The sequence below is a fragment of the Cocleimonas sp. KMM 6892 genome (assembly GCF_035798195.1).
Lineage (GTDB): Bacteria > Pseudomonadota > Gammaproteobacteria > Thiotrichales > Thiotrichaceae > Cocleimonas > Cocleimonas flava.
In genome coordinates, this window is record NZ_JAPFBV010000001.1 from 198496 (window position 1) to 225410 (window position 26915).

Annotated in this window: 14 protein-coding genes; 11 read left to right on the top strand and 3 right to left on the bottom strand. The window is 40.5% G+C overall.

Translation table 11 applies throughout. The annotated features are described in order from the left end of the window. Window positions 1-18: 18 nt before the first annotated feature. On the bottom strand, window positions 19-399 hold the full coding sequence (locus tag OO007_RS00975) for a ComEA family DNA-binding protein (protein ID WP_131904172.1): 381 nt from the start codon (window positions 397-399) through the stop codon (window positions 19-21). Window positions 400-769: 370 nt separating this feature from the next. Here OO007_RS00975 and OO007_RS00980 point away from each other — a divergent pair, with 370 nt between their 5' ends. The 5 genes from OO007_RS00980 to OO007_RS01000 all read left to right on the top strand — a co-directional run bounded on the left by OO007_RS00980 (window position 770) and on the right by OO007_RS01000 (window position 10127). Further along, entirely contained in the window at window positions 770-1396 is a 627-nt protein-coding gene (locus tag OO007_RS00980) for a hypothetical protein (protein ID WP_325807342.1), read from the top strand. A gap of 91 nt (window positions 1397-1487) precedes the next feature. Then, window positions 1488-3344 carry a flotillin family protein gene (locus OO007_RS00985; protein WP_325807343.1) on the top strand — a complete coding sequence of 619 codons (1857 nt, stop codon included), beginning with the start codon at window positions 1488-1490 and terminating at the stop codon, window positions 3342-3344. 33 nt (window positions 3345-3377) lie between these two features. Next, complete coding sequence (locus tag OO007_RS00990; RefSeq protein ID WP_325807344.1) at window positions 3378-8843, top strand: DNA repair ATPase; 5466 nt, start codon at window positions 3378-3380, stop codon at window positions 8841-8843. A 377-nt stretch (window positions 8844-9220) separates the two neighbouring features. Continuing rightward, complete coding sequence (locus OO007_RS00995; RefSeq protein WP_325807345.1) at window positions 9221-9400, top strand: hypothetical protein; 180 nt, start codon at window positions 9221-9223, stop codon at window positions 9398-9400. A gap of 172 nt (window positions 9401-9572) precedes the next feature. Continuing rightward, window positions 9573-10127, top strand: coding sequence for a zf-TFIIB domain-containing protein (locus OO007_RS01000; RefSeq protein ID WP_325807348.1), 555 nt, complete (start codon window positions 9573-9575; stop codon window positions 10125-10127). A gap of 669 nt (window positions 10128-10796) precedes the next feature. On the opposite strand, the gene OO007_RS01005 is transcribed toward OO007_RS01000, so the two are convergent. Next, complete coding sequence (locus OO007_RS01005) at window positions 10797-11864, bottom strand: hypothetical protein (RefSeq protein ID WP_325807350.1); 1068 nt, start codon at window positions 11862-11864, stop codon at window positions 10797-10799. Window positions 11865-12309: 445 nt separating this feature from the next. On the opposite strand from OO007_RS01005, the gene OO007_RS01010 reads away from it, so the two are divergent. Further along, window positions 12310-12864 (top strand): zf-TFIIB domain-containing protein, encoded by a 555-nt coding sequence (locus OO007_RS01010; RefSeq protein WP_325807352.1) that lies wholly within the window; start codon window positions 12310-12312, stop codon window positions 12862-12864. 651 nt (window positions 12865-13515) lie between these two features. Here OO007_RS01010 and OO007_RS01015 read toward each other — a convergent pair. Further along, window positions 13516-16674: a DEAD/DEAH box helicase gene (locus tag OO007_RS01015; protein ID WP_325807354.1), complete on the bottom strand. Its 3159-nt coding sequence runs from the start codon at window positions 16672-16674 to the stop codon at window positions 13516-13518. Window positions 16675-16909: 235 nt separating this feature from the next. On the opposite strand from OO007_RS01015, the gene OO007_RS01020 reads away from it, so the two are divergent. From OO007_RS01020 to OO007_RS01040, 5 genes are all read left to right on the top strand, one after another. Further along, window positions 16910-18775, top strand: a complete 1866-nt coding sequence (locus OO007_RS01020; protein ID WP_325807355.1) for a DEAD/DEAH box helicase — start codon at window positions 16910-16912, stop codon at window positions 18773-18775. 421 nt (window positions 18776-19196) lie between these two features. Beyond that, window positions 19197-20156, top strand: a complete 960-nt coding sequence (locus OO007_RS01025; RefSeq protein WP_325807356.1) for an IS110 family transposase — start codon at window positions 19197-19199, stop codon at window positions 20154-20156. Between the two features lie 311 nt (window positions 20157-20467). Further along, window positions 20468-21301 carry a phosphate/phosphite/phosphonate ABC transporter substrate-binding protein gene (locus OO007_RS01030; protein ID WP_325807357.1) on the top strand — a complete coding sequence of 278 codons (834 nt, stop codon included), beginning with the start codon at window positions 20468-20470 and terminating at the stop codon, window positions 21299-21301. Between the two features lie 21 nt (window positions 21302-21322). Further along, on the top strand, window positions 21323-23479 hold the full coding sequence (locus tag OO007_RS01035; RefSeq protein ID WP_325807359.1) for a diguanylate cyclase: 2157 nt from the start codon (window positions 21323-21325) through the stop codon (window positions 23477-23479). A gap of 324 nt (window positions 23480-23803) precedes the next feature. Beyond that, window positions 23804-26896 (top strand): AsmA family protein, encoded by a 3093-nt coding sequence (locus OO007_RS01040; RefSeq protein WP_325807361.1) that lies wholly within the window; start codon window positions 23804-23806, stop codon window positions 26894-26896. The last annotated feature ends 19 nt before the right edge of the window (window positions 26897-26915 follow it).

The following is a 26915-nucleotide window of genomic DNA, read 5'->3' on the forward strand; positions in this document are numbered from 1 at the left end:
TAAACCTGAACTACTGGCTTAATCGTCTTCCTTCTTTTTAAGCTTTGTTTTCTTTTTCGATTTAACTTTCTGCTCAGCCTTCTTCACGACTTTCTTTTTGGATTTGGCTTTTGCCTTACTTGGAGCAGAGACAACACCCTTAGTTAAAGATAGGCTCGACTTAATCTTTTTATACAGCTTTTCACCAATGCCTTTAACTTCCTTGATTTCTTCTATCTTCTCAAACTTCTTATGTTGTTTTCGGTATTTTACAATATTTAGCGCTTTTTTCTCTCCGACACCCTTTAGATAATGCTGTAACGCACTTGCATCGGCTTTATTCAAGTTAACAATTTCCGCTGATGCAGAAAACGAAACAAAAGAAAGAAATACAGCAAAGAAAAGTGATTTTAATTTCATATTAATTACCTGTTTTTATTGAAGTTATGTAAATGCTTTTTTTCAAAAGCACAACGATATAAACACAAGCTATATCTTGCATGCAATTATTTATTGATAAGCGGCAGTAATAAGGCCTAACAAATTAAATGATGCCAATACCAAACATAAAAATCTATCAACCCCTTCTCATTCATACTTAGCATTAAGGTTGCGTTAAATTATTTGCTGATAAAATAATGTAATAAGAAATTTAAACTCAAATCATTTTTGTTGGTGAAATTTTGATCTGAATGGAGTCCAAAGAATTATCATGGAATGATGGGGCAAACAAAACCGCTATAACCGTCTATTCTTTTTTACTAAGACATACTAAAAAAAATAAACATTTATGACTGATTTTCTCAACAATGCATTCGCCTTCCCTACGCTTTTCTATACAGGCTTGCTGATTTTAACCGTACTTTACTGGCTTGCATCCAGCCTTGGTTTTGCAGACCTTGATCTTTCAGAAGGCGTAGAAATTGAAGTTCCAGATGTTGCCGATACTTCTGGCTGGTTAAGCAAATTCAAACTTGATGGGATTCCACTGACCATCAGTATTTCTTTAGTTATCTTTTTTTCATGGGTAATTTGTTTTATTGCCGTACATTACTATCAGGATCAAATATCAAATAATCTGGCCGAAATATTCGTAGGCATCTGGATCATTATTCTAGCCCCCTTTATCTCAGCACCCATTGTTGGAACATTACTTACACCACTAAAGCCATTCTTTCAAAAGCTAAAAGATAGTGCAGAAGGTCGACATGCAGATTCGCTGATTGGTCACCTCGCTATTGTAAGAACCAATAAAGTAACAATGAATTTCGGGGATGCAGAAATAAATGACGAAGGCGCAAACCTTATTTTAAAAATACGCGCTGAAGAACCAAATGATTTTAAACGCGGTGATAGCGTCATCATCACTGAATATATCGCAGACGAAAATACATACCGGGTTAGAGCAACGGCATAACCCATTAGTACAAAACAGCTTCAATAAAATTAATAAAAATAGATTTAAAAAACTTAAAAATAAACGCTAAAACAAAAAAGGGTACATAAAAATGGGTGGTTCACTGACTGTTTTCACAATGATCGCGATTGCAGTAATCGCACTACTGGTGCTGATTATATTAATCTCTTTCGCGCGCTTTTATATCAAAGTGCCTCAGGGTTGGGCATTAATTATTAATGATATGTCGAGTACACCTAAGGTTAAATTTACCGGTGGCATCGTCTGGCCTGTAATCAACAAAAAAGAATTGATGAAAATTTCATTAATTACCCTGGAAGTCGATAGAAAGAATAAAGACGGATTGATCTGTAAAGACAATATCCGTGCCGATATTGTCGTTGCGTTTTATATGCGCGTTAACGAAACCCAGCAAGACGTGCTAAAAGTTGCCAAATCAATCGGTGTAGAAAGAGCATCTGATAGAGACGCGGTACATGAGCTCTTCAATGCAAAATTCTCAGAAGCATTGAAAACGGTTGGTAAGAATATGGATTTCGTTACCCTATTCGAAAATCGTATTGCATTTCGTGACAGCATCATCGAGGTTATTGGTAACGATCTAAATGGTTATGTTCTTGAAGACGTCGCGATTGATTACCTCGAACAAACACCAATGACGCACCTTGATCCACAAAATATTCTGGATGCTGAAGGTATTCGTAAAATCACTCAATTAACCGCTATTCAAAGCGTCAGCACCAATGAACTATCACGTAACGAAGAACTAGCAATTACCAAAAAGAATGTAGAAACAAAAGAAGCAATGCTGGAGCTAGAACGTCAGGAAGCCGACGCAACTGCCAGACAAAAGCGTGAAGTAGAAACGATTCAGGCACGCGAAGAAGCAGAAACCATCAAAGTTCAGGAGGAGCAGCGCTTACTATCTGAACGCTCTCGTATAAAAACTGAAGAAGAACTTCAGGTGATGGAACAAAACAAAATGCGTGAAGTGGAAGTTTCTGAAAACAACCGTTTACGCGCTGTAGCGATTGAAGAAGAGAAAGTAGGACGCGCACGCGAACTAGAAATCGTCTCTAAAGAACGCGAAGTAGAACTAAAAGTCATCGAGAAAGAAAAAGCACTCGAAGTCGAAAGAAAAGAAATTGCCAATGTTATTCGTGAACGTGTAATCGTTGATAAAAGCGTTGCCGAACAAGAAGAAAAAATCAAAGAAGTCCGTGTAGTTGCCGAAGCAGACAGACTCAAGCAAGCAACAATTATCGCCGCAGAAGCACAAGCGGAAGAAGAGCTAGTGAAGCAAGTAAAACAAGCGCAGGCAGATGAAGTACAAGCGACGCACAAAGCCAAAGAAATCAACATTCTTGCTCAAGCAAATCTAGAAGCAGCGGCCAAAGAAGCGGACTCGAAGAAGCAATTGGCAGAAGGTACACAGGCAGAACAAGCTGCACCAGGTCTTGCTGATGCTCAAGTGAAAGAAGTGATGGCAGAAGCATTGCAAAAAGAAGGACTTGCTGAAGCGAAAGTCATGGAAGAGAAAATGGATGTCGAAGCAACAGGTAATGAGAAAATTGGTCTCGCTGCTGCGCTCGTTCAGAAAGAAAAATTCAAAGCAGAAGCAGAAGGCTTAATCGAGAAATTCAAGGCAATGAATGATATGAGCCCTGATTCGCGCCAGCATGAAGAATTCCGCATGCAACTCGAAAAAGACTTCGAACAAGCACTCGCTGAGATCGAAGCGAATAAAGAGATCTCAGACGATCAAGCCAAGGTACTCGCTACTGCATTAGAAAGTGCGAATATCGACATCGTTGGTGGCGGAGATTATCTGCAATCATTCACAAAAGGATTAGGTTTAGGCAAAACCGTAGAAGGAGTTCTTGAGAAAAGCCCTGCACTTGAATCAGTGCTTGGAACATTACTCGCCTCAAAAGCTACCTCTAAATAAAATCTGCTTTTAAATAATAGATAACCTTATCCTATGTCCGATAATATTAACAAAGGCAATAACAGCAATAACGGCGAAAAATCGGCTGTAGATACTACAGTTGATACAAATAGCGACGCTGTAGATCAAGCTGTATCTGAAAGTAGCGCTTACGAGATCATTCGTAAGCGTCTTGAACAGCAAGCCAATGATCTCGAAACGCACACTAAAACCTTAAACGAAGCGCGTTTAGAGGAATTTGGTAGCTCAGAAATGAGCGTGCTTGGGCGTTTGCGTGTTCGTACAGAAAACAACTGTATCGCCAGAGATATTGCCCAGGTTGGCGATACCTTAATTTTTGGCTACAACGTTTTTATCGGTCTCAAAAAAGAAACACATATTGAAGACGTTTTCATGCTCTACAAGCTTGTCGAAAAAGACGGGCAATATGAGTTTGAAACACTTCCCATAAAAGAAAGTTTTCTCGGTGAAGCATCGTTTGTCGCAGACTTTAACGAGCTTTATACCTATTACAAAAATGCGCGATTAATTCAGCTCCTTGTTAAAGATAATAAGCTCTTAGCCTCTTTCCAGATCGGCGCGCAAATCACCGATATCCGTGTTTTTCGCTGGAGCATAGATAATCAGAACAAACTCACCTACATTGATAATCGTGGTGAATACGATATTGCCCTGCCCTCACCTTATGATTTCGAATGGGTAAACACCACGCGTGAAGATTCAGTAAACGGCAGACATCCACACATCAACATACTTGATACGGTATTTGTCGAAACCATTGGTGGCGACCTCACCGTAAAAGTCGAAAACAATACAGAAACGGGCAAAGGCATTTACGCCGAACCGGTCGATGAAAAAAACCAGTCGATTGACGATGCAGCTATTGCTTATGCCGACTTAGGTAAATTTGTACTATTACAAATCACGCCTTACAAAGAACAAGTCACACGCTACTTGGTGTTTAACAAACAAAACAACCAGGTTAACCGTATTGATGAAATCGGGCAATCCTGCCAACAGCTTCCAGAAGATCACGGCATTATTTTCCCCGGTGGTATTTACCTGCAAAACGGTGAGATAAACACCTTCGCCGAAAAAACCAAAGGCATGCGCTTCAAACGCAGTATCCGCTCGCCGAATGGTGAAGATATTCTGTATGTATTTTATGAAGCAGAAGAAGGCAGAATCGCGCTGTTCTCATACAATATGATCGAGAAAGATCTCGCCAATCCCTTATTCGGACATGGTTACAGTATTTATGATGACGGCAAAATGGTGATCTTCAGCTCAGAAAGCGAAGAGCCAACGCGCATTCATCCGATGCAAGTGTGGCAAACCGCTTTCACCTCAGAAGAATTTGCCACTAACACCAACACTAATGCTTCTTTTTACACCAATATCGGTAATGCCGAATTGGTTCGTGGTATTTCAGAGCTATACAGCATCTCTCGTACCATTGATAAACAATCCGCTTCAGCCAGTGTGTATAACGAACTATCGCAAGCCTCAGAGCGTTTACAGAGCGCTTACTACTGGTTAGATAAACCCGAACTCGCTGATGTTAAAAGCACCTTACAAAAGATCAGTAAAACCTCAGAACTGGTTCTCGATGAATTCGAAAAAGTAGAAAGCATTCGCCAACGCGCTGATCAGGCAATGCAGGAAGCAGAGCAAACTCAGGCGGATATATTTTCAAAATTATTGTCTGATAGCTGGGATAAAGTCGAAGAATTTGTCGATGCTTTAGACAGCATCCGCAAACAACGCGGGCACTTACTCACGATCAAAGAATACCGCTATATCGACCAGGCCCGCATCAAAGATATGGATGTGGCATTGGTTGAAAAGCAAGAAGCGCTAGGTGAAGAGACGCTTAAGTTTTTATCGGAAGAGAAATCATTAATTCCCTATCAGCAAAAGCTCGATAAGCTGGATAAAGAGGCAGAACAAGCCAAAACCCGCGCAGAAATTAAAACCGTCATCGAAAACTATGAAAAGATGGCAGGTGACCTCGACCTAATCTCCGAATTAGTTTCTACCTTACATGTTGAAGATGCCACGATTCGCACACGCATTATCGAAAGCATCTCCAGCATTTATGCCAAATTAAATCAGAGCAAAGCACGCGCACGCCATAAATATAAGGACTTAGGTTCAGCCGAAGCGGTTGCCCAGTTTAGCGTTCAATTCAAGCTGTTTAGCCAAAGCATCGCCAACGCTGTCGGACTAGCAACATCGCCCGACAAAGCAGACGAACAACTCAACCGATTATTGGTACAGCTGGAAGAACTGGAAGGCCAGTTCAGCGAACACGATGAATTCCTCGCAGACATCATCAGCAAACGCGACGAAGTTTATGAAACCTTTGAAACGCACAAACAATCACTGATAGCAGAACGCCAACGTCGTGCACAAAACCTGCTCGACGCGGCAGAACGAATCCTCACCTCATTAAACAGACGCACGCAAAAGCTCAGCGATATTGATGCCTTAAACACCTTATTCGCCTCTGATCCGCTCGTTATTAAAATTCGCGATATTGCTGAAAAGCTACGTGAGATTGACGACAGCGTAAAAGCAGACGACATAGAAAGCCGACTCAAAAATAGCAAAGACCAAGCCTTACGCTCACAGCGTGACAAGTCAGAAATCTATGAAGAAGGCGGCAAGGTCATAAAATTAGGCCCACGCCATCGCTTTAGTGTAACAACGCAGGAACTCGATTTAAGCATTCTGTTTAAAGACGATCGCTTAAACCTGCACTTGAATGGCACCGACTATGTAGAGCCGATTGATAACGCAGAGCTGAATGCGCAAAAAGCCTTCTGGCATGTAGATATCGAATCCGAATCAGCAGTGCTTTATCGTGCAGAATATTTGGCGGGATTAATTTTAGAAAAAGCCACATTGAAACAAGACAATCTCGATTTAGCGATGCTCGAAATTGCGGCGAAGGACGAAGCAGAACTGGTAAAAATCGTTCACGACTTCGCCACGCCACGTTACAAAGAAGCGTATGAGAAAGGCATTCACGATCACGATGCAAGCAAAATTCTACAGCAATTATTGCCGATTCAAACAACCAGTGGTTTATTACGCTTTCCACCATTAGAAAGAGGCTTAGCTGCACTATTCTGGTCAGTCACACAAACGCAAGCACCGCAAAATAGCTGGCAAAAACGTGCCTTAAGCGCCAAGCAACTGGTCGATGTATTTAATCACCACGATGCAAGCACAAGATTACAGGAGGAAATCCAGCAGCAATTTAATCTCTTTCTTGAAAGCTATCCAATCACGATTGATGAAGCGACCGCACAACGCAGTTGCGAATATTTAAGTCAGGAACTGGCACAGGAAAAAATCAACTTTGTCTCCAGCCAATACGCGCAAAAATTACTGGATGAGTTACGTCGTAACCTGCAAGTCGCCAAAGCATGGAAGACCTTTGAAAGCAGTTTAGAACAGCTCAACAACCAACATCACGAACGCTGGGCACTCGCAAGCTCATGGCTAACTGCGATGTTAGCAGCGCAACAAAACAAAGATGAAAACAGCCAAGCAAATCAAACTCTGGCGCATTACGTGCCAGAAGCGGTCGCTTTACTGTTATGTGAATCGATTACGTGGAAAGAAAACAATACCGCTCTGGAAATCACCATCAGCGATTTAATGGGCGACCATCCACGTATTCACAAACAACAATTACACCTGAGTTTAGATGACTTCTTAAGTCGCTATCATCAACATAGAACGCATGTACTCCCCGGTTATCACGACTACTTAAGCATTCGTAGCCGTATCATGAAAGAATCGGCAGAATCTCTACGTCTGGATGAATTTAAACCAAGACCGTTATCCTCGTTTGTTAGAAACCGTCTTATCAATGAACTCTACCTGTCATTAATCGGCGACAACCTGGCAAAACAAATGGGAACCGTCGGCGAAGATAAACGCACCGATTTGATGGGCTTGTTGATGATGATTTCGCCGCCCGGTTACGGTAAAACCACCTTAATGGAATACGTTGCCAGCCGTTTGGGATTGATTTTCATGAAGATCAACTGTCCTTCACTAGGGCACGATGTATTATCGCTCGATCCAGAACAGGCACCGAATGCGACCGCCGCTCAAGAGTTAAACAAACTCAATCTCGCCTTAGAAATGAGCAACAACGTCATGCTATATCTGGATGATATTCAACACACCCATCCAGAATTCTTACAGAAATTCATCTCATTAAGTGACGGCACACGTCGCGTAGATGGCATCTGGAAAGGTAAAACCAAAACCTATGATATGCGCGGTAAACGCTTCTGCATCATCATGGCAGGTAACCCTTACACCGAATCTGGTGATGTATTCCAGATACCCGACATGCTCGCCAACCGTGCCGATATTTACAACCTCGGCGACATGCTCGGCGATCACGAAGAAGCCTTCTCACTCAGTTATATCGAAAACAGCTTAACCGCCAATCCCGTGCTTGCACCATTGGCAACGCGAGAAATGTCAGACACCTATTTACTGATTGATATGGCAAAAGGCAAGCAAGTCGCCTCCACCGATCTCAAACACAATTACAGCGGCGCAGAGCTAAACGAAATCGTCGAAGTGTTAAAGAAAATGTTCGTAATTCAGGAAGTCATCCTGAAAGTAAATCAGCAATACATCGCCTCAGCCGCGCAAAACGATACCTACCGAAAAGAGCCACCGTTCAAGCTGCAAGGCAGTTACCGTAATATGAATAAAATGGCAGAAAAGCTATCAGCGGTAATGAACGAAGAAGAAATGATGCAGATGATCGAAGATCATTACCTGGGTGAAGCGCAACTGCTCACCAACGGCGCAGAAGAAAATCTATTAAAGCTTGCGGAACTACGCGGCAATATGACCAAAGAACAGAAAGCGCGCTGGACAGCAATCAAAAAAGACTTCATGAAAAATAAAATGACCGGCAATGAAGAAGCCACCATCGGCTTAGACATTAGTGAAAAGCTAGGCTTCCTGGTCGACAATATCGAAGCGGTAAATCAATCACTGAAACAAAACGACAGCAGCGAAAAACTCGTCACGCAGTTATCTGATATTTCAACCACTCTGAAAAGCTCGTTACAAGCGATGCAGCAGGCATCAGAAAAAGCCGCTGAAAGCGATACGGCAGACACCGAATCAAAAGCCGACAAAGCCTCGATTCTACTCGCCACCTCACTCAGCAATATGTCTCACAGCATCGAGAATGTGCAGAAGTCGCTGGCAGAACCAAAAGCCACAGACACCTTATTAGCCGAATCACTAAAAGCGCTATCCGATAACATGAGCAATAAAAACAGCTCACAAAAAACCACCAGCGAAGAAATCGTAGTACAACTCTCTAAAATCGTAGAAGGCATGACAGCAATGAATCGCGAACTGGAAGAAGTCTCAGAAGCCTCGCAAGAAAAGGCGAAATGGTTTTCGCGTTTGACTCGAAAAGAGAAAGAGAAGGAAAAAGGGTTGTAAGTTTTTATTTTATATAGATTAAAATAAATTCAGTGGTTTATCGCACATTGTACGTCGACGATTCCTTATTGAATCTACGACGGACTTTCTTGGCTCTTGGTAAGCGTTTAACCGAAGACATTTGTGGCTGAACAGATTTAGTGGTTTATCGACCATTGTACGTCGACGATTCCTTACGGAATCTACGACGGACTTTCTTGGCTCTTGGTGAGCCTAAGAAAGCCACCCCCCTACTTTGGGGCACTTTTTTTAAAAAAAGCACTAGCTCACCTTTGAAGAGATACTAAAACTTAGCGTGTAACGGGCACTTTTTCTTAATTTAAAAATACACAAGAACCTGATAAGTTAACAATAATTGTTGTTAAAGGAAAAGTCTCATGAATGTATCACTGCCACTTGAAGAATACATAAATGAAAAAGAGAACAGAAGAAACGAAAAGCTAGATGCTTTGCTCATAGAAAGGCTTGAAAGCTTAAACAATGGTAAAAAAACCATACCAGCAGAAGAAGTTAATAACAGTATATTAAAGAGCCTCAAACAAAATAGTCAAAAATAATCATGGGCATCTCAATACTATTCACTGAGAGTACTCAAACCACTTGAAGCTCGAAATATAGAATTATAATTGATGCTGACGGCTGATCATTTAGGTTGTTTAAAGAGATTAAATAATAGAGTTTAGAGTCACCCCCCTACTTTGAGGTACTTTTTTTTAAAGGATTCAATTTATGAACTGTACGAATTGCAAAAACGGTTTTCTAAAGCCCAGTAGTATTGATGGACAGTTTCCCGCTCATACATGCACAGATTGTGGTGGAAACTGGATTCTCATAGAAGATTACGCGGCATGGTTAACGCTCAATCCAGACTATCAATTTTCTGAAAATATAAAAATCGAACCAGAAGCCGAAGATACCAAGAAGGCATTAATCTGCCCTGCATCGGGTGCCATCATGAGAAAATTCCGTATCTCAGCATCTAATCAACATCGAGTAGATTACAGCTCAGCTGTCGGTGGAATTTGGTTAGACCGTGGAGAGTGGGAATTACTCAAAGCAGAAGGCTTGGCAGGTTCGTTAAATGCAATCGTAACAAACCAATGGCAAAGCAAAATCAGAGAAAACAGCGCAGAACAAACCTTTAGCAATCTCTATAAAGACAAATTTGGAATTGATAGCTACGAAAAAGTAAAAGAGTTCAGGGCTTGGCTAAATGAACAGCCACAACAAGCAGAATTAAAAGCTTATTTACTTGCTGAAAATCCGTATTCGGCAGAGGTATGAATTAGGTCACCCCCCCTACTTTTGGGCGTTTTTAGTTTGGTATACAGTTGTGGGTAACCAAAATATTCCTGAATGTAGCCTAGATAAACTATAGCGTCATCTGGGTTTTAAGAGATTATTAACTACCAAATGTAGTGGGGATAATTATGTGCCCACAATCATGCGTCAGAAGGCGCAAGCTTATCTAACCTACGTATGCGGGTTACCGCGTTAAAATCGTAGAAGGCATGACAGCAATGAATCGCGAACTGGAAGAAGTCTCAGAAGCCTCGCAAGAAAAAGCGAAATGGTTTTCACGTTTGACTCGAAAAGAGAAAGAGAAGGAAAAGAATTTGTAGGTCACCCCACCACTTTGAATGACAACTCGTTTTTGTTTTATAAAAACGATATGGGAATTTATGCTTTGCGAGGCTGTTTTTCATTTTTTGGTAGGCAAAAAATGAAAGTAAAAATCGCGGGTACAAAAAAGCCCGATAGTATTCGGGCTTTTTATTGATCAAATTATGGGGGCCAAATTATTTTTTATGTAGGTTGGGGGGGGGTAAGGAACGAACCCCAACGAAATTGATTAGGTTTGAGATTTGTTGGGCTTCCTAACGTCAGCCCAACCTACCGTGCTTTTTATAAACGTACCATTTTAAAAACTAGTAAATTGTTTTAGCAAATAAACTAATGAGGGCAAATCTGCTTTAATTCTGCTTGATTCGGCAAATACGCTGTAGCAGGAAGATAATGATAAAAACAAGCTCCTTCCTCATATTGGAACGTAATATAATCCGTTTGTATCCATGTACTATTATCAGAATTGAAGTAAAACTCTTTTGCCGTTTTAACTAATTGACCTTCGTATTGATACTCCGTTTTAGTAAAATAATCTTCATTAATGCCATGCAACTCTCTGATCATTTGATGTGAAGAATTATATTCATAAGTCGTTGTAAAACCCGAACTTCCACCAGGAACTCCAAGAACTACTTTTATTAGTCTACCTAAATCATCAAACGTATTTGTAGAGTCAAGGTCACTAAAAGTAAAAGTATTACAATCAGTTTCAGTTTCACTAACTCCTGTTCCACTACTAGTACTTCCGGTTTGACGAATAGCTTCTCCAGCATCATTAAGCAAGTAGTTAAACTTTATATTAGATTCAATTCTTGCACATTCCTCAGAAACTGCATCAATACTCGTTAAAACAGGTCTCGTTAAAGGCTTAAAATTTATCGTCCCATAATCCAAAGAAAGACTAACAGATCCTGTATCTGGATCCGTAGAATCAGAAAAGATATTAGATAATCTAAATCCTGCATCAGAATATTGAAAAGTTGCTGTTGTTACATACCCATTTTCAACACTAGTCGTAGAACTTATTTTTCCATTTGGGACTGTATGATAATTAATTGTAGAAACTTCGCCTGTAGTTTGATTTATAGTACTTTTTAATCTTACTGCTCCAATTCCTGTACCAGCGTAAGCATTATAAGAACCTACGTCAGTTGTATCTGATGTATCTGATGTATCCGATGTATCCGATGTATCCGATGTATCCGATGTATCCGATGTATCCGATGTATCCGATGTATCCGATGTATCCGATGAGTCTGATGAGTCTGATGAGTCTGATGAATCCGCTGAATCTGTTGTTTCTACAGAATCACTTGTATTAGAGCTACCACCTCCGCCACAAGCTGTAAAAGCTAAACACGTTAAAATTATCCCACTAAATTCAATGACTTTCATAACAACCCTTTATATAAAAATAGATTTTATTATAACCAAAGATAAATTACATTCATAGCAAATCGAATGGAATAATGGCCAAGAGCAAAAGGTTGTTTGAGTATGGAACGAACGATCTCCCTTCAGCCCCATTATTTCTCCACTCAACTTAAAACTACGATGTTGCAAAATCAAACTGACTTTTTTGTACCTCCCTTAGTTATGAAAGATATTACGTTTTAGTCCTTTTAAAACGTAAATAGAATTTATGCTTCGCGAGGCTGTTTTTGGTCACCCCAGTACTTACCATGAGATTGCCATTTCGTTTCTCAGAAATGGACAACTCATGTATGCCAGAGCTTAAGACTAGCTGGCCGATAGGCGATACTAGACTTTAGCGTGTATATAGGCTGTTTTTAGTCACCCCCCTACTTATGAGCAGTTTTTTTGAGAATGGAGATATAGAATGAATTGCACGAGCTGCAACAACGGTTTTCTAATGCCCAGTAGTATTGAAGGACAGTTTCCCGCTCATACCTGCACAGACTGTGGTGGAAACTGGATTCTCATAGAAGATTACGCGGCATGGTTAGCGCGTAACCCAGACTATCAATTTTCTGAAGATATAAAAATCGAACCAGAAGCCGAAGATACCCAAAAGGCATTAATCTGCCCTGCATCGGGTGCCATCATGAGAAAATTCCGTATCTCAGCATCTAATCAACATCGTTTAGATTACAGCTCCGCTGTCGGTGGAATTTGGTTAGATGGAGGAGAGTGGGAAATACTTAAAGCAGAAGGCTTGGCAGGTTCGTTAAATGCAATCGTAACAAACCAATCGCAAAGCCAAATCAGAGAAAACAGCGCAGAACAAACCTTTAGCAATCTCTATAAAGACAAATTTGGAATTGATAGCTATGAAAAAGTAAAAGAGTTCAGGACTTGGTTAAATGAACAACCACAACAGGCAGACTTGAAGGCTTATTTACTTGCTGAAGATCCGTATTCGGCAGAGGTATAATTAAGGTCACCCCCCTGGTTTTGAATGACAACTCGTTTTTGTTTTTTAAAACGACCTTGGAATTTATGCAAAGCTTAGTACTAGCTCGCCTTTAAGGCGATACTAGAACTTAGCGTGTAGTGGCAGTTTTTAATTTGTTAAGGCCCCCCCCCCCACTTATAGGCTGTTTTTGGTCAACCCCGTACTTATAGGCTGTTTTTGGTCACCCCCGTACTTATAGGCTGTTTTTGGTCACCCCCGTACTTATAGGCTGTTTTTGGTCACCCCCGTACTTATAGGCTGTTTTTCATTTTTGGTTAGGCAAAAATGAATGTGGAAATATCAGGTACAAATAAGCCCGGAAATTATCGGGCTTATTTATAAATAAAATTGTGGGCAACCAAAATTTTCCTGGATGTAGCCTAGATAAGCGATAGCGTCATCTGGGTTTTGAGAGATTTATTACCAACAGTAGTGGGGCTAATTATGTGCCCACAATCATGCGTCAGATGGCGCAAGCTTATCTAACCTACGTATATGAGTTACCGCGTTTTTTTATTAAGTTAAGTCACCCCCCCTACTTTTGACTCATTTTATTCGCCCTTCGGGTCGCCGTCACTGTGTTCCGACGTTGTCTCCGCTACGCTACGGCTGGGCACTTTTTATCTAGAATTAAGCGATTGATAAATGAGCCGCTTCACGAACCAAATGTGCTGGCATTGGATAATCCAACTCCCAAATAAAACTAATAGGACGGCTACCTTCATGACTTACATATTTGGCTGATCCAAGAAAATAATACGGTTCTGCTAGCCCTCCCTTTCTTTTGCGTTCTTCACGAACAAATATAAGTGGTGTATATCCTTCAGATTGATGGTTTATGTAACGTTTACCTGTTGGTGATTCTGCTGATGTATTGGACTGGCTCTGCCAATGAAACAGTGACTCATTAATTGCATAGTCCTCATATAAAGTCGTAGGTGAATAATGCTTTTCAGACTTATTTAGTGTTACAAAGAAAACATCAGCTTTAAGATTAGCTAAATGCATCACCCCTTCACGCATAGCAGGTTGCACTTTTAATGTATGTCGTCCTAAACCTACTAAAATTTCTTTGAGTGTATATCGACCATGTAGTTTAAGCGGAGTATCAAACGGTAAAGTAACATCCATTGGCACACTCACAATTGAGTTTTTACACAGTCTCAATAAATCTTTTAGTTCACTTTTCAATGTGGGATTATCATCCAGCTTTCTAAAGCTTTCGCTGACGTTTGTCGCATTGAATGAATCACCCCAGAGCGTGAAATGTAACATTGTAAGTCGTTTAATATCATTATCAGATAAATGATTTTCATCGAAAGAATGATTTAACCAATCTACAACTTTGTTTATAAAACTATGATCATTGATGTGTATTAAACGACGAAAACCCTTTGTGAGTTGTTCTTCATCTGGCTCATTAAAATCAACCATTTCTCCTGCAAGCACACAAAGACGTGTCCATGAGGCTCGTTTATAAATTTCATCAGGATTCATTCGATAGTAACGAAGAAAGTTATCTAAAGTTAATGTAAGACCCGTATCTGCAGTAAAACTCTGAATGTGCTGAATAATTCTTGGTTTATTTCTAAAGAAAGATTCTTTTATATTTTTTAAAATTATCTCACGAGCTTGACGCTCAAGTTGGATGCTACAACCAGCTGGGAGATGGGGAAAATCATCGTTAAGCTCGTCATCTATTCGTCGTTTATTATTACTATTTAACGCATTAAAACGCAGGTCATAACGAAAGTTTTTATGTGATTGCCCTACAAAATCAAGAACCGTTAAACAATCTTTATCATCATTAAGCCTAAGACCACGACCGAGTTGTTGAAGAAATACTGTTAATGACTCAGTTGGACGGAGGAATAGCACTGTATCTATCTCAGGTATATCGACACCTTCGTTATAAAGATCGACCACGAAAATAAAATTTATTTCTTTGTTTACTAAACGTTGCTGTACTTTATTTCGATCTATTTTGTTTGTATCTGAAGTTAAAAAATCACTAGGGATATTTGCTTGGTTAAACTTTTTAGACATAAACTCAGCATGACTTTTAGATACGCAGAATCCTAATCCGCGAGTTTGCAATATATCCAATACTGTCTCTGTTGTTTTTTCTATAACCAACACTGCTCGATTGTCATCTCCAGTGAGTAAGTTACTAATTTCACTGGGAACATACCCACCTCTGCTCCATTTCAAATTTGAAAAATCAGCCGAATCTGAAATACCGTAATAATGGAAAGGACAAAGCAATTTCCTATTGATTGCATCGGGTAAACGAATCTCTGCAGTAATATGATCGTCAAAATATATAGTTATATCTTTTCCATCTCCACGTTCAGGAGTTGCAGTGAGTCCCAATAGGCAATCAGGGTTAACATGATTAAGAAGAGCTTGGTAACTCATTGCAGATGCGTGATGAAATTCATCGATCACTATGTAGTCATAATGTGTAGCATCCAAGAGTTCTGTAAAGTCTCTAGCATTGTAAGTTTGAATTGAAATGAATAACTGATCTGTTTGTTCAGGCTGGATACCGTCAACCATTAAATCACCGAAATTTTGATCGCGTAATACAGTACGAAAAGTTATCAGTGATTGCCTGAGTATCTCCATTCGATGAGCCACGAATAGAAGCTTTGGTTCTTGATTACCATTTTTGGCTTTGAAATCAATACGCCACTGCTTAAAATCAAAAGCAGCAATCATCGTTTTACCTGTGCCTGTTGCTGCGACAATTAGGTGTTTCTGTCTTTGCTGAAGCTGACGCTCTACTTGTATTTGATCTAGTATTTCTTTTTGAAAGCCATAAGGTTTTAAATCAAAATTCGGTAATACAAAAGTTTCATTATCCGTATAAGAGTTACGTTCTGAGCTTAAAGCTTGCTTCAAACGCACCTCATCATCAGCGCGAAATGTTTCAAATTCACTATCATTCCAATAGGTATCGAAAGTACCTATAATTTTTTGCCATTGATAAGGCTGTTCGTACTGACTTATTTTAACTGTCCATTCGAGTCCATCTGTAAATGCTGCTTGTGATAAATTTGCAGAACCTACATAAGCAGTACTAAAACCAGTTTCCCTGTGAAAAGAATATGCTTTGGCGTGTAACCGAGTACGATGTGTGTCATAACTTATTTTGACCTCTGTATTTGGTAATTTTTCTAACCATTGAATCGCCTTTAAATCAGTTGCCCCCATATAGCTAGTAGTGATAATTCGAAGTCTTTTATTTGGATTTTTAGTAAATTCTTTTAACTGCTCATTCATTAACATTACTCCACTCCATTTAATGAATGAAACAAGCATGTCGATTCTGTTTGCTGAAGCGATTTCTTTTTTTACTTGAGAAATAAGTGAAGGGTCACGTTGAGTTCCAGTTAATAAAGAACCTAAAGCTAGAGGTGTATCTGGTCGCGGGGGTGATTTTTTGTCAGTAGCTTTTTCCAAAACAGCCATCAAGCGTTGCGCTTGCTCTGATACTTTGAAATTTTCTATTTCTTCTATATTTCTGGCTTGAAACACTTGAATGATTTCATTACAAATTTCAATTTGTTGATTAAGTCGACTTTGCTGTCTATCTTTATCTTTATCAATCCCTTCCTTTGACTTTACTTGTGATAAGCCTTGCGCCAAAACCCGATACAAGTATTGAGCCAGAAAATTATGGCTATCAACAACCTCTAAAGGCTCAAATATTGGGGAATGATTACCTTCTTCTAATTTACGAGAAAGCACTAAGCTTACAATTTCTTCATACAGACCTATTTTCATCTAGATATTGTATGTAAGGGTATAACTCCATAGCAAATAGAATATATAGAAAAGATAAGAAAATTATATATCTAGACTCACCCCCCTACTTTCAGGCACTTTTTTTACAAAAGAATTATTTCCATCATATCCACAAGTTCAGAGCATGAATCAAACACTCGTTTATCTGAAATATTTTTTACCTTATTAAGAATAAAGTAGTATTGCCTTAATACAACTAATAACAAGAATGACAATGGCTAAGCTGATTCCATCCCTGAATAGCTGCCTTCGTAGAATGCAGGCGGGCGAAAAACGATTCGCAAGGCGTATCGAACAATTACTTGAAGATGACTATTTGTGCTGGTTTGAAATGCCGGTTGGCAAAAGACAGCGCTACACTGATTTTATAATTCTTCATCCATTGAGAGGTCTGCTTTTATTGGAAGTTAAAGATTGGAAAATTGACACCATCCAGTCAATCAATAAAAAAACATTCACAATCAATACTAACTCGGGACAAAAAACTGTCACAAATCCATTGGAGCAAGCTAGACAGTGCTCCTATCAACTCATAAATGAATTAGCCAAAGATCCTCAATTAATCAATAAAGATGGTGAAAATAAAGGTAAGTTAATTACACCTTATGGTTATGGCGTAGTTTTAAGTAATATTACTCGCAAACAATTTAATGACACTAATCTATGTGACGTACTTCCACCTCACCAAGTCATTTGTAAGGATGAAATGACAGAAAACAGTGATCCTGAAGATTTCCAAAAACTTCTTTGGAACATGTTTATCTATCAATTCAAAAAACCATTAACAGTTCCCCAAATAGATAGAATTCGTTGGCATATATTCCCTGAGATCAGAATCAATACTGGAATTCAAGACGACTTATTTGCAAATACAATTTCCAATAAATCTTCTAAAAAAGAAAAAATCATCCCTGAAATAATTAAAGTTATGGATATGCAGCAAGAACAGCTTGCTCGAAGTATTGGAAACGGTCATCGCGTTATCCATGGTGTGGCTGGTTCTGGCAAAACACTTATCCTTGGGTATCGTAGTTTATATTTAGCACAAACAATTGAGAAACCGATTTTAGTGCTGTGTTTTAACATCACTTTAGCTGCACAACTCAGGCAGATAATGGTTTCACATGATATTGCTGATAAAGTAAATGTTTATCATTTTCATGATTGGTGTGGTGAGCAATTAACCAGATATCATATTGATAAACCATCTGCAGGACCTAATTACGTAAATGGCTTAGTAGAAAACGTTATTCAAGCAACAGAAGTAGGTAGTATTCCAAAAGATCAGTATGGCGCGATAATGATTGATGAGGGTCACGACTTTCAGCCAGAGTGGCTAAAGCTGATATCAAGCATGGTAAATCCAGATACTGATTCATTACTACTTTTATATGATGATGCGCAATCAATTTATAAAAAGAAAAATCTAGATTTCAGCCTTTCTAGTGTTGATATTCAAGCCCGTGGTAGAACCACAATTCTTCGGGTTAATTATCGAAATACAGACGAGATCATCAAATTTGCATATCGATTTGCAAGCTACCATTTTAAGGCTGAAGAAAGTGATGAGGATCATGTTCCATTAATTGAGCCAACGTCTGCGGGACGTAAAGGCAAAGAACCTGCAGTCATGGTTCTTGAGGATCACGATCAAGAAATTAGATATATCATCCATGCTTTCAAAATACTTAATAGCAAATATTCAATTCCTTGGATGGATATGTGTGTAACTTGCCATAGTAAATGGATAGGGCAAAAATTGCAGTTAGCTTTTGTTAATGCTGGTATTCCTAGTAAATGGCTGGGAACTAAAAAGATGAAGAAAGCATATAATCCGAATGATGATAGCGTCACAATCATGACAATTTATAGTAGCAAAGGATTAGAATTCCCTGTTGTCGCCGTATCTGGTGTTGGGTTTATGCCAAGAAAGAATCACAATAAAATTTCTGAGGCAAAATTACTGTACGTGGCGCTAACACGCTCTACAGAAAAGCTATTGGTTACAAGTCATGTCGAAAATGAATTTACTAAAGAACTCGGCTATAAATCCAAAGAAGTTGAAAATACAGAAATATAATCAAACACACCCCCCTACTTTGAGGCACTTTTTTATTATTTCTAATAAAGCTTCCCCTGATTCAAAATCAACCCCTATCTCAAGAAACAATGGGCTAGGATGAAGGGTGTTTGAGCAAAGAATGAGCGAGTTTCCTTCAGCCCCATTGTTTCCCCTCTGAATTTAAAACTATGATGTCGTAAAATAAACGGCATTTATTATTCGACTGCGTCTCACCCTTGTATGTTCCAACTACAAGTTACACACTTGTTTTTAATTTAGGGTCGCTCTCTAAATTAAAAGGGTATGGCAGGCTGTCTCACCCTAGGTTCTAGAAACCGTCTTTAGTAAAGCCGCCATACCCATCCCTTAGATTATCTCGAACAGTTGCCAGGATCTGTGAATCCGTATCTACAAGGCAGAGAAACCAAGGAATTTCATTATGAATAAATCAAACCAAACCCGCAAGATCATCGGTGTGGATGTCGCCAAACTCAAACTGGATATCGTCTTTGATGACTTTCATTGGACCATTGAAAACAATGAAGCTGCATTCGAGCAGTTTTTTAGTGCCAATGATTACCTCAAGCACGAAGGCTTGTTTGTAATGGAAGCAACAGGCGGTTATGAAAAACCGTTTGAACAGTATTTACTCTCCCATGATATTCAAACTGCGGTTGTTAATCCCAAACGTATCCGTGATCATGCCCGTTCACTGGGGCAGCTCGCCAAAAATGATCGCATTGATGCCACCGTGATTCGTGACTTTTCCATGACCCACGAGGTCATCCTCTCACAACAGAAGCCCCCGCAAGAACAGCGACTTCAAGCGCTATTAAGACGCAGGCAGCAGTTACGTCGCTACCTCATCACAGAGAAGCAGCAGCTGGAAACCACGACCGACAAGCTAATACGTGCATCTATCAACAGTATGATTACAATACTCGAAAAGCGCCTAAAAACAGTTGATGCAACACTGCAGTCCCTGATTAATCAGGACAGTGACACTGCAGATAAAAAACGGCGCCTAATGGCAGTCACGGGTATCGCTGAACAAACAGCCAATACCCTGCTGTTACGTTTACCGGAGCTTGGGAAACTCACTCACAAAGAAATTGCGGCATTGGTTGGGGTGGCCCCTTTTTGTAACGACAGTGGGCAATATCGGGGCAGGCGCATGATTTGGGGTGGACGAAAGGAAGTGCGTACTGCGCTATATATGCCGATGTTAAGTATCATTCAATATAACCCTCCGATTCGAAGGTTCTACCAGCGTCTGGTAAATAAAGGTAAAGCGCGTAAAGTTGCTCTTGTTGCGTGCATGAGGAAGTTATTGACCATACTCAATGCTATGTTGAAAAATAATACAGACTGGTGCCCAGACTATGAAAAAAACCTTTGACTTTAAACACAGTTACTAAAGGGTCGTCGTCACTGCGTTCCAACGTTGTCTCGGCTATCGCCTCGGCTGGGTTACGTTTTTTTTGCTGTAGACAAAAAGGTAACTCGTAGCTTCGCTACGAAATAATAAAAGCCACCTCCCCACTTTGGGGCACTTTTTTTTAATCCCAATCCCCCCCAAATGCCGTATATCGGATCGATTACGCAAAATTATATTTATGGGTTAATCTGGCTGATAACAGCAAATATCAATTATAAAAATAATTTGCATAATAAATTTTGCCTTAAAGAGGCAAATTGAAAGGTAAATAAATGAATAAAAATAACCTTCTCACCATTTTTATGATGGTCATTATGAGCGTCGGCTTACTACCCACTCAGTCATTTGCTGAATCCAGTTACACCGTTGGCGTGGTTCCGCAGTTTGATGCGCGTCGCACTCAAGAGGTTTGGACACCCATCCTTAAACGCCTTGAAGCTGAAACAGGTAAAACATTTAAGCTGGTGGGTTCGCCGGATATTCCTGAATTTGAGAAGGCTTTTAATGCGGGCGAATACGATTTCGCTTATATGAATCCGTATCATTTGATTGTGGCTAACAAGAGTCAGGGTTATCAGCCAATTGTGCGCGATATTGGGCGTAAATTGTATGGCGTTATAGTGGTAAAGAAGGACAGCCCGATTACTGATGTGAAGCAGCTGGATGGCAAAGTAGTTGCGTTTCCTGCGCCGAATGCATTGGGTGCGGCGCTTATTCCGCGTACTGAATTTGCGACCAAGTTTATGATTAAGCCCGAATACAAATATGTGAAGAGTCATTCTTCTGTGTACCTTAATGTGTTGCTGGGTCAGGCTGAAGCTGGTGGCGGCGTGCAGAAAACGTTTTCTCAACAAAAGCCTGAGGTTAAGGATAATTTACGTATTTTGTATGAGACGACGAAGGTTGCTCCGCATCCTGTTGCGGTCCATCCACGGGTATCTGCTGAGGTGAGTCAACAGGTGCAGGATGCGTTTTTGAAAATGGCGTCATCTGAAAAAGACATGAAGCTTTTACAGAAAATTCCGATGAAGAAGCTTGGTGTTGCTGAACTCAAGGATTATGACGAGTTACTTGAGATGGGGTTGGAGTCCTTTTACGTTAAGTAATCTGCGGATTACTTTTATTTTATGAAATTCCTTAAATACTACTTCCCCTTTTTATTTGTGATGATCGGTTTGGCTGCCATCTTGCATTTTGTGTGGCTGCCTTATTACGTTGATACAGAAATAGAAAGCATTCTGACACATGAGAAAGAGAAGACTCGTCTGTTATCAGATACTGTCATCCCTGCGATGTTGTCGGGCGATTTGGCGGAAATTCATACCACGCTTGATAATGTGGTAGAAAAGAACCCAGCCTGGAGTGCTGTGGTTTTGCAAAAGCTGGATGGCACGCAGTTATATCCATTATCTAAAATAGAATTATCACAATCTGACGCCTCTAATATCGTCAAACATTCTCTGATCTATCAAGAACAGGAGTTGGGCAATATTCAAGTTCAGACGGACCTTGAGTCACTGATTGCCCCCAAAGTGGAGAAGCTGCAACATCTGGAACTGTTGGTGCTGGTTTCGAGTTTCTTAATCGTTATGGTCGGTGTGTTTCTACAAAACAGATTTATCCACCTGCCCTTGAAAAAATTGAGTATTGCTACCTCGCGCATTGCCGAAGGGGATTTTCTGACACCTCTGCCGCAATCATCGAATACGGTGCTTTCAAAGTTTGTTGAAAACTTTAATCACATGCGCAATGACCTGGAAAGCCGTGATGTTCAGCTGATGCGACAACAGACCATTCAAGACGCTGTGCATAATATGCAGTCAAAATTTCTGACGGTACAAGATACTGGCGCGGTTTACTGTGACATGCTAGATACACTGTTAGAGTTGAGCCAGAGTGAGTTTGGTCTTATCGGTGAAGTGAAATACGATGTTGATAATCAACTCTGTATGAAAGTGCTGGTAGTAACGAATATCGCCTGGGATTTACCGAGCCGCAATATGTTTGAAGCGGTGATTAAGGGCGACTTGACGTTTACTGATATTGATAATCTATTTTGTCGGGCGCTGATAACGGGCAAAGTTGAAATTAATAATAATCCTGAGTCTGAATTGTTAAAAATGGACCTGCCTGCAGGTCATCCTGCAATTAGAAATTACGTTGGAATCCCCCAGTACAATGGTAAACAACAACTAACGGGCATGGTGGCGCTGGCTAATTCTAAAAAAGCCTATACAGATACGTGTATTAGCGAGCTGAATATTATCTGGAATGCGATCGGCAATTTGATTGATGCGTTTCACCGCAAAGAATTGTTAAGCGAAAGCGAAGCGCATTTAAGAGCCATTGTGGATAACGCGGTTGATGGCATTATCGTGATAGACAGCAATGGCACGGTGCTGACTTTCAACCCCGCTGCCGAAGATATTTTCGGTTATAACGAAAACGAAGTCATCAATGAAAGCATCAAGATTTTGATGCCGCCAATGTACGCCGAACATTATGGAGAGAATCTTTCGAGTTATTTAAGTACGGTTAAATCTCAACTAATCGGCAGTAGCCGAGAGATGGTTGGACAACGCAAAAATGGCGAAGAGTTCTTTATGGAAGTGTCAGTGGCCGAGGTAAGAACCGGCACTATTCGTCATTTCACAGGAATTGTCAGAGACATTACAGAACGCAAAGAGCAAGAATCACAACTGATTGCAGTACAGCAAATACTGTCTGAGAATAATGAGCAGTTGCTTGGCTTATCGATTAAGGATGGTTTAACTGGAATCGCTAATCGCCGTTGTTTCGATGACACCTTGGATGCTGAGATTAAACGCGCTATTCGTCACCAGTCTTCTATTTCATTAATTCTTTTTGATATTGATCACTTTAAACTCTATAACGACCATTATGGCCACGTGGAAGGTGACGAATGCTTGACCAAACTGGCGAACCTTGTGTCTGAGATTTTTAATCGTGACGGTGATCTGGTTGCGCGATATGGTGGCGAAGAGTTTGCCGTTATTCTGCCATTAACCAATGAAAGCATCGCGATTAAGTTTGCTGAAGTCATCCGGGAAAAAATCGTGGAAGCGGCAATCCCCCACGAGAAATCACCAACAGCGTCTTATGTCTCTGTTAGTCTAGGTGTGGCGACTCTTGACGTCGGCGAGTTTTCAACCGGATCGGAGCTGGTTGATTTAGCGGATAAGGCCTTATACCGAGCGAAATCAGAAGGTCGCAATCAGGTTTATTCGAAAGAAATGTCACTGATGACGGCGAAACTTCATTAGTTAACACAACATCGTTAGCAAAACACATGTGTTACATTGGCATAACTTTGCATAAATCTTTAACGCGTCATATCTAGCTTTTCATCCAAAATAACGTTGATTCAAGCTTATAGTTAAACCTCTAAAATAAGTCGTGCTGGTTAACCGCTTTTATACGTCCCCTCTATCTTTTCAGTCTTTATCGATTACAGACAAATTTACCATTCATTCCAATAAATTAACAAAAAACAATGACCCGTAGTTTATGAACTATTAGACTAAGAACCAGTCCCAACTAGGGATACTGCGACACTTTAATAATCTTTCAAAGCGGAACTCTCTTTTATGTTTAAAAAACTCATTTTAGCCTTTTTTATTCTCATTGCCGTTGTGATTGGCGCGCTGGTTATATTTGTTGCCACGTTCGATGCCAATAACTACAAAGATCAAATTACTGGTTTGGTAAAGAAACAAACAGGACGAGATTTGCAGATAGATGGCGAGTTGAATCTTGCGGTTTATCCTGATCTGGCGATTGAAATGGGCAAGACTTCTCTGACGAATGCAGAAGGGTTTGCTGGCGAACAGTTTGCGACGATTGATTCGGGCAAAGTTTCTGTGAAGTTAATGCCGTTGATTAGCAAAAAAATTGAAGCAGATGCTGTGATGCTGGATGGACTGAAGTTAAATCTTCACCGTAAAGCAGATGGTTCGAGTAACTGGGATAGCCTTGTAAAATCAGACGCCAAAGATGAAAGTACCGAACAGGTAGAAAAAGAGCCGTCAAAAGCGGTTGAAGAGATGTTGCAGAACCTTTCGATTGCAGGCGTTAGCCTTAATGATGCGGTAATCCGCTGGCGTGATGATCTGGCGAAGCAGGATATAACGCTTTCTCCACTTAATCTGAAAACGGGTAAATTCAGTCCGGGCAAAGCCTTACCTGTGGAACTGTCTGTCGTGATGACGCAAAAGAACCCGTCAATGACAGTAACTGCTGATGGCAGTACTACGATTAACCTAACCAATAACAACAAAGACTTCAGCCTGAGCAAGCTTAAATTAAAAACCAAGGTAACGGGTGCGCAAATACCTAATGGCGCCTTAGAAGCGAATATCAGCGGCAGCATTCAGGGCAATCCACAAAAAATCAGCGTATCTGATTTGGTTCTGCAATCGACGTTAACGGGTGATTTGGTTCAGCAAGGTACGGCAAAAGCGGACGTATCTGGCAATGTGAATTTTGATGTTAACGCACAGCAGTTAACAATTGCCGGAATGAAGCTTAATGGTAATGTGAATGGCAAGCCTTTGGCTGGCGGAACTTTGCAGGCATTGATTACGGGCGATACAAAATTCAATCTAAAATCACAGCAGTTATCGATTCCTAATCTTGCGTTAGATGCAAAACTTGCTGACGGCTACGTTAAAGGCGGCGCGGCAAACGCCAAAATTAACGGTAATATGCAGCTTGACCTAGCGAAGCAACTACTCAACATCACTGGTATGAAAGCCGTGACTGATGCCAGTGGCGAAGTTTTGCAGGGCGGTAAAGCGAATGCCAACGTAAATGGCGATTTGCAACTTAACCTTGGTACGCAAAAGCTATCCATACCTAATCTTGCATTAACCACCCAGTTAACGGGCGGTTATGTCAAAGGTGGCGTGGCGAATGCACAGGTAAACGGCAATACACAGTTTGATCTGGCTAAGCAGTTACTATCAATGACTGGATTAAAACTGACTGCGGATGCGAATGGCGAGTTATTAAAAGGCGGCAAGGCAAATACTAACATTGCGGGAGATCTTCAACTTGATCTTAAGAACTCGCAAGTTACCTCACCCAAAATCACGCTTAACAGTCAGGTAGAAGGTGGTTTGGTACCTGGTGGCAAATTGACACAAACAGGTAGCGGCAACCTTGATCTTAACTGGGCAAACAATAAAGGCGCGGTGAATTTATCCAATCTACTGGTTAAACTGGCGGGTCTTGAGGTAAAAGGTTCTGGCGTACAATTACAGCCGCTGGCGGCGAAACCGGGCGTTTCTGGTCAATTCAGCACCAATACCTTTAACCTAAAAACGGTAATGAAAACCTTTGGTATCGAACCACCGGTGACGAAGAACCCGACTGCGCTTTCACAGGTACAGGCTCAGTTTGCACTTAAGGCAAATACCGATAGCGTAGATTTACAAAGCCTAAAGGCAACACTTGATAAGAGTCAGCTTTCGGGCAATCTGGCAATCTCGAATTTCGCATCGCCGAGTATACGTACCAAGTTAACCATTAACACGATCAACCTCGACGATTATTTAGCGCCTGAAGCAAAAGGTGCAACTGCTGCTGCGCCAGCGAGTGCTGGAGGCAATAAAGAATTATTACCGCTGGATACCTTGCGCAAATTAAATATTGATGGTGATTTTAATATCGGCAAGATGCTGGTGAATAAAATCAATATGAGTAACATCAGAGCGAAAGTAAATGCAAAACAGGGGCTAATTGTTATCGACCCAGCGAACGCGCAATTGTACTCGGGTAATTACAAAGGCCGCATCACGCTGGATGCGAAACAGGCAGTGCCAACCATGAAAATGCGCCACGAGCTAACAGGCGTTCGTTCGGAAGGTTTATTGTTTGATCTATTTCAGGATAAGTATGTATCTGGTGGCACCAAGTTGATTACTGACTTGAGTTCACGCGGTAATAGCATCGATGCTTTGTTGAAGAACCTTAATGGTACAACTACTCTGGGGCTTAGCGACGGTACGATTCGTGATTCGAACCTTGCAGAAAAAGTATCTTTAGCGGTTAAAGCGTTTGAGAAAAAAGAAGTAGAAGACGGTAAATCGGTAGTGAAATTCACAGGATTGAGTGGCGACTTCAAAGCTACAAATGGCGAATTCAAGACCGATAATTTGAGTCTGGAATCACCCTATTTCAATATCAAAGGTTCTGGTACGGCGAATGTCGCCAGTCAGGAATTGAATATGAGTTTGCGTATTGGTCCAAACAATCAAGACCCGAAACGACCTTTGTTTGCTCCGTTGAGAGTGACGGGTACTTTTTCTAATCCTAAATTTTCTCTGGATTTAGCAGACTTGCTCAAAGCTGTTGCCGCGCAAGATGTGGAAAAACTCAAACTTCAGGCAAAAGAAAAGCTCGAGGAAGAAAAGAAGGCACTTAAACTCAAATTCGAAAAAGAGAAGGCTGAGCAAGAACAAAAGATCAAACAGAAACTTGAAGATGCCAAAGCCGACGCTGTTCAAAAACTGAAGAAACAAACAGGCGATAAACTGGGTGATGCGATTATCAATCAGTTAGGCGGTAAAAAATCTGAGACTCCTGCTAGTCAAGATCCAAATGCACCCGAGGAGAAACCTAAGAGTGTTGAAGATCAGGTTAAAGATAAGTTAAAGGATAAACTGAAAGGACTGTTCTAAAGCTGTAATTAGAACTTCT

Bases quoted from the DNA above. Each gene is read 5' to 3' on its own strand.
- OO007_RS00975 (WP_131904172.1), bottom strand. From the start codon at position 399: ATGAAATTAAAATCACTTTTCTTTGCTGTATTTCTTTCTTTTGTTTCG.
- OO007_RS00995 (WP_325807345.1), top strand. From the start codon at position 9,221: ATGAATGTATCACTGCCACTTGAAGAATACATAAATGAAAAAGAGAAC.
- OO007_RS01035 (WP_325807359.1), top strand. From the start codon at position 21,323: ATGAAATTCCTTAAATACTACTTCCCCTTTTTATTTGTGATGATCGGT.
- OO007_RS01030 (WP_325807357.1), top strand. From the start codon at position 20,468: ATGAATAAAAATAACCTTCTCACCATTTTTATGATGGTCATTATGAGC.
- OO007_RS01020 (WP_325807355.1), top strand. From the start codon at position 16,910: ATGGCTAAGCTGATTCCATCCCTGAATAGCTGCCTTCGTAGAATGCAG.
- OO007_RS00980 (WP_325807342.1), top strand. From the start codon at position 770: ATGACTGATTTTCTCAACAATGCATTCGCCTTCCCTACGCTTTTCTAT.
- OO007_RS01005 (WP_325807350.1), bottom strand. From the start codon at position 11,864: ATGAAAGTCATTGAATTTAGTGGGATAATTTTAACGTGTTTAGCTTTT.
- OO007_RS01015 (WP_325807354.1), bottom strand. From the start codon at position 16,674: ATGAAAATAGGTCTGTATGAAGAAATTGTAAGCTTAGTGCTTTCTCGT.
- OO007_RS01000 (WP_325807348.1), top strand. From the start codon at position 9,573: ATGAACTGTACGAATTGCAAAAACGGTTTTCTAAAGCCCAGTAGTATT.
- OO007_RS00985 (WP_325807343.1), top strand. From the start codon at position 1,488: ATGGGTGGTTCACTGACTGTTTTCACAATGATCGCGATTGCAGTAATC.
- OO007_RS00990 (WP_325807344.1), top strand. From the start codon at position 3,378: ATGTCCGATAATATTAACAAAGGCAATAACAGCAATAACGGCGAAAAA.
- OO007_RS01025 (WP_325807356.1), top strand. From the start codon at position 19,197: ATGAATAAATCAAACCAAACCCGCAAGATCATCGGTGTGGATGTCGCC.
- OO007_RS01040 (WP_325807361.1), top strand. From the start codon at position 23,804: ATGTTTAAAAAACTCATTTTAGCCTTTTTTATTCTCATTGCCGTTGTG.
- OO007_RS01010 (WP_325807352.1), top strand. From the start codon at position 12,310: ATGAATTGCACGAGCTGCAACAACGGTTTTCTAATGCCCAGTAGTATT.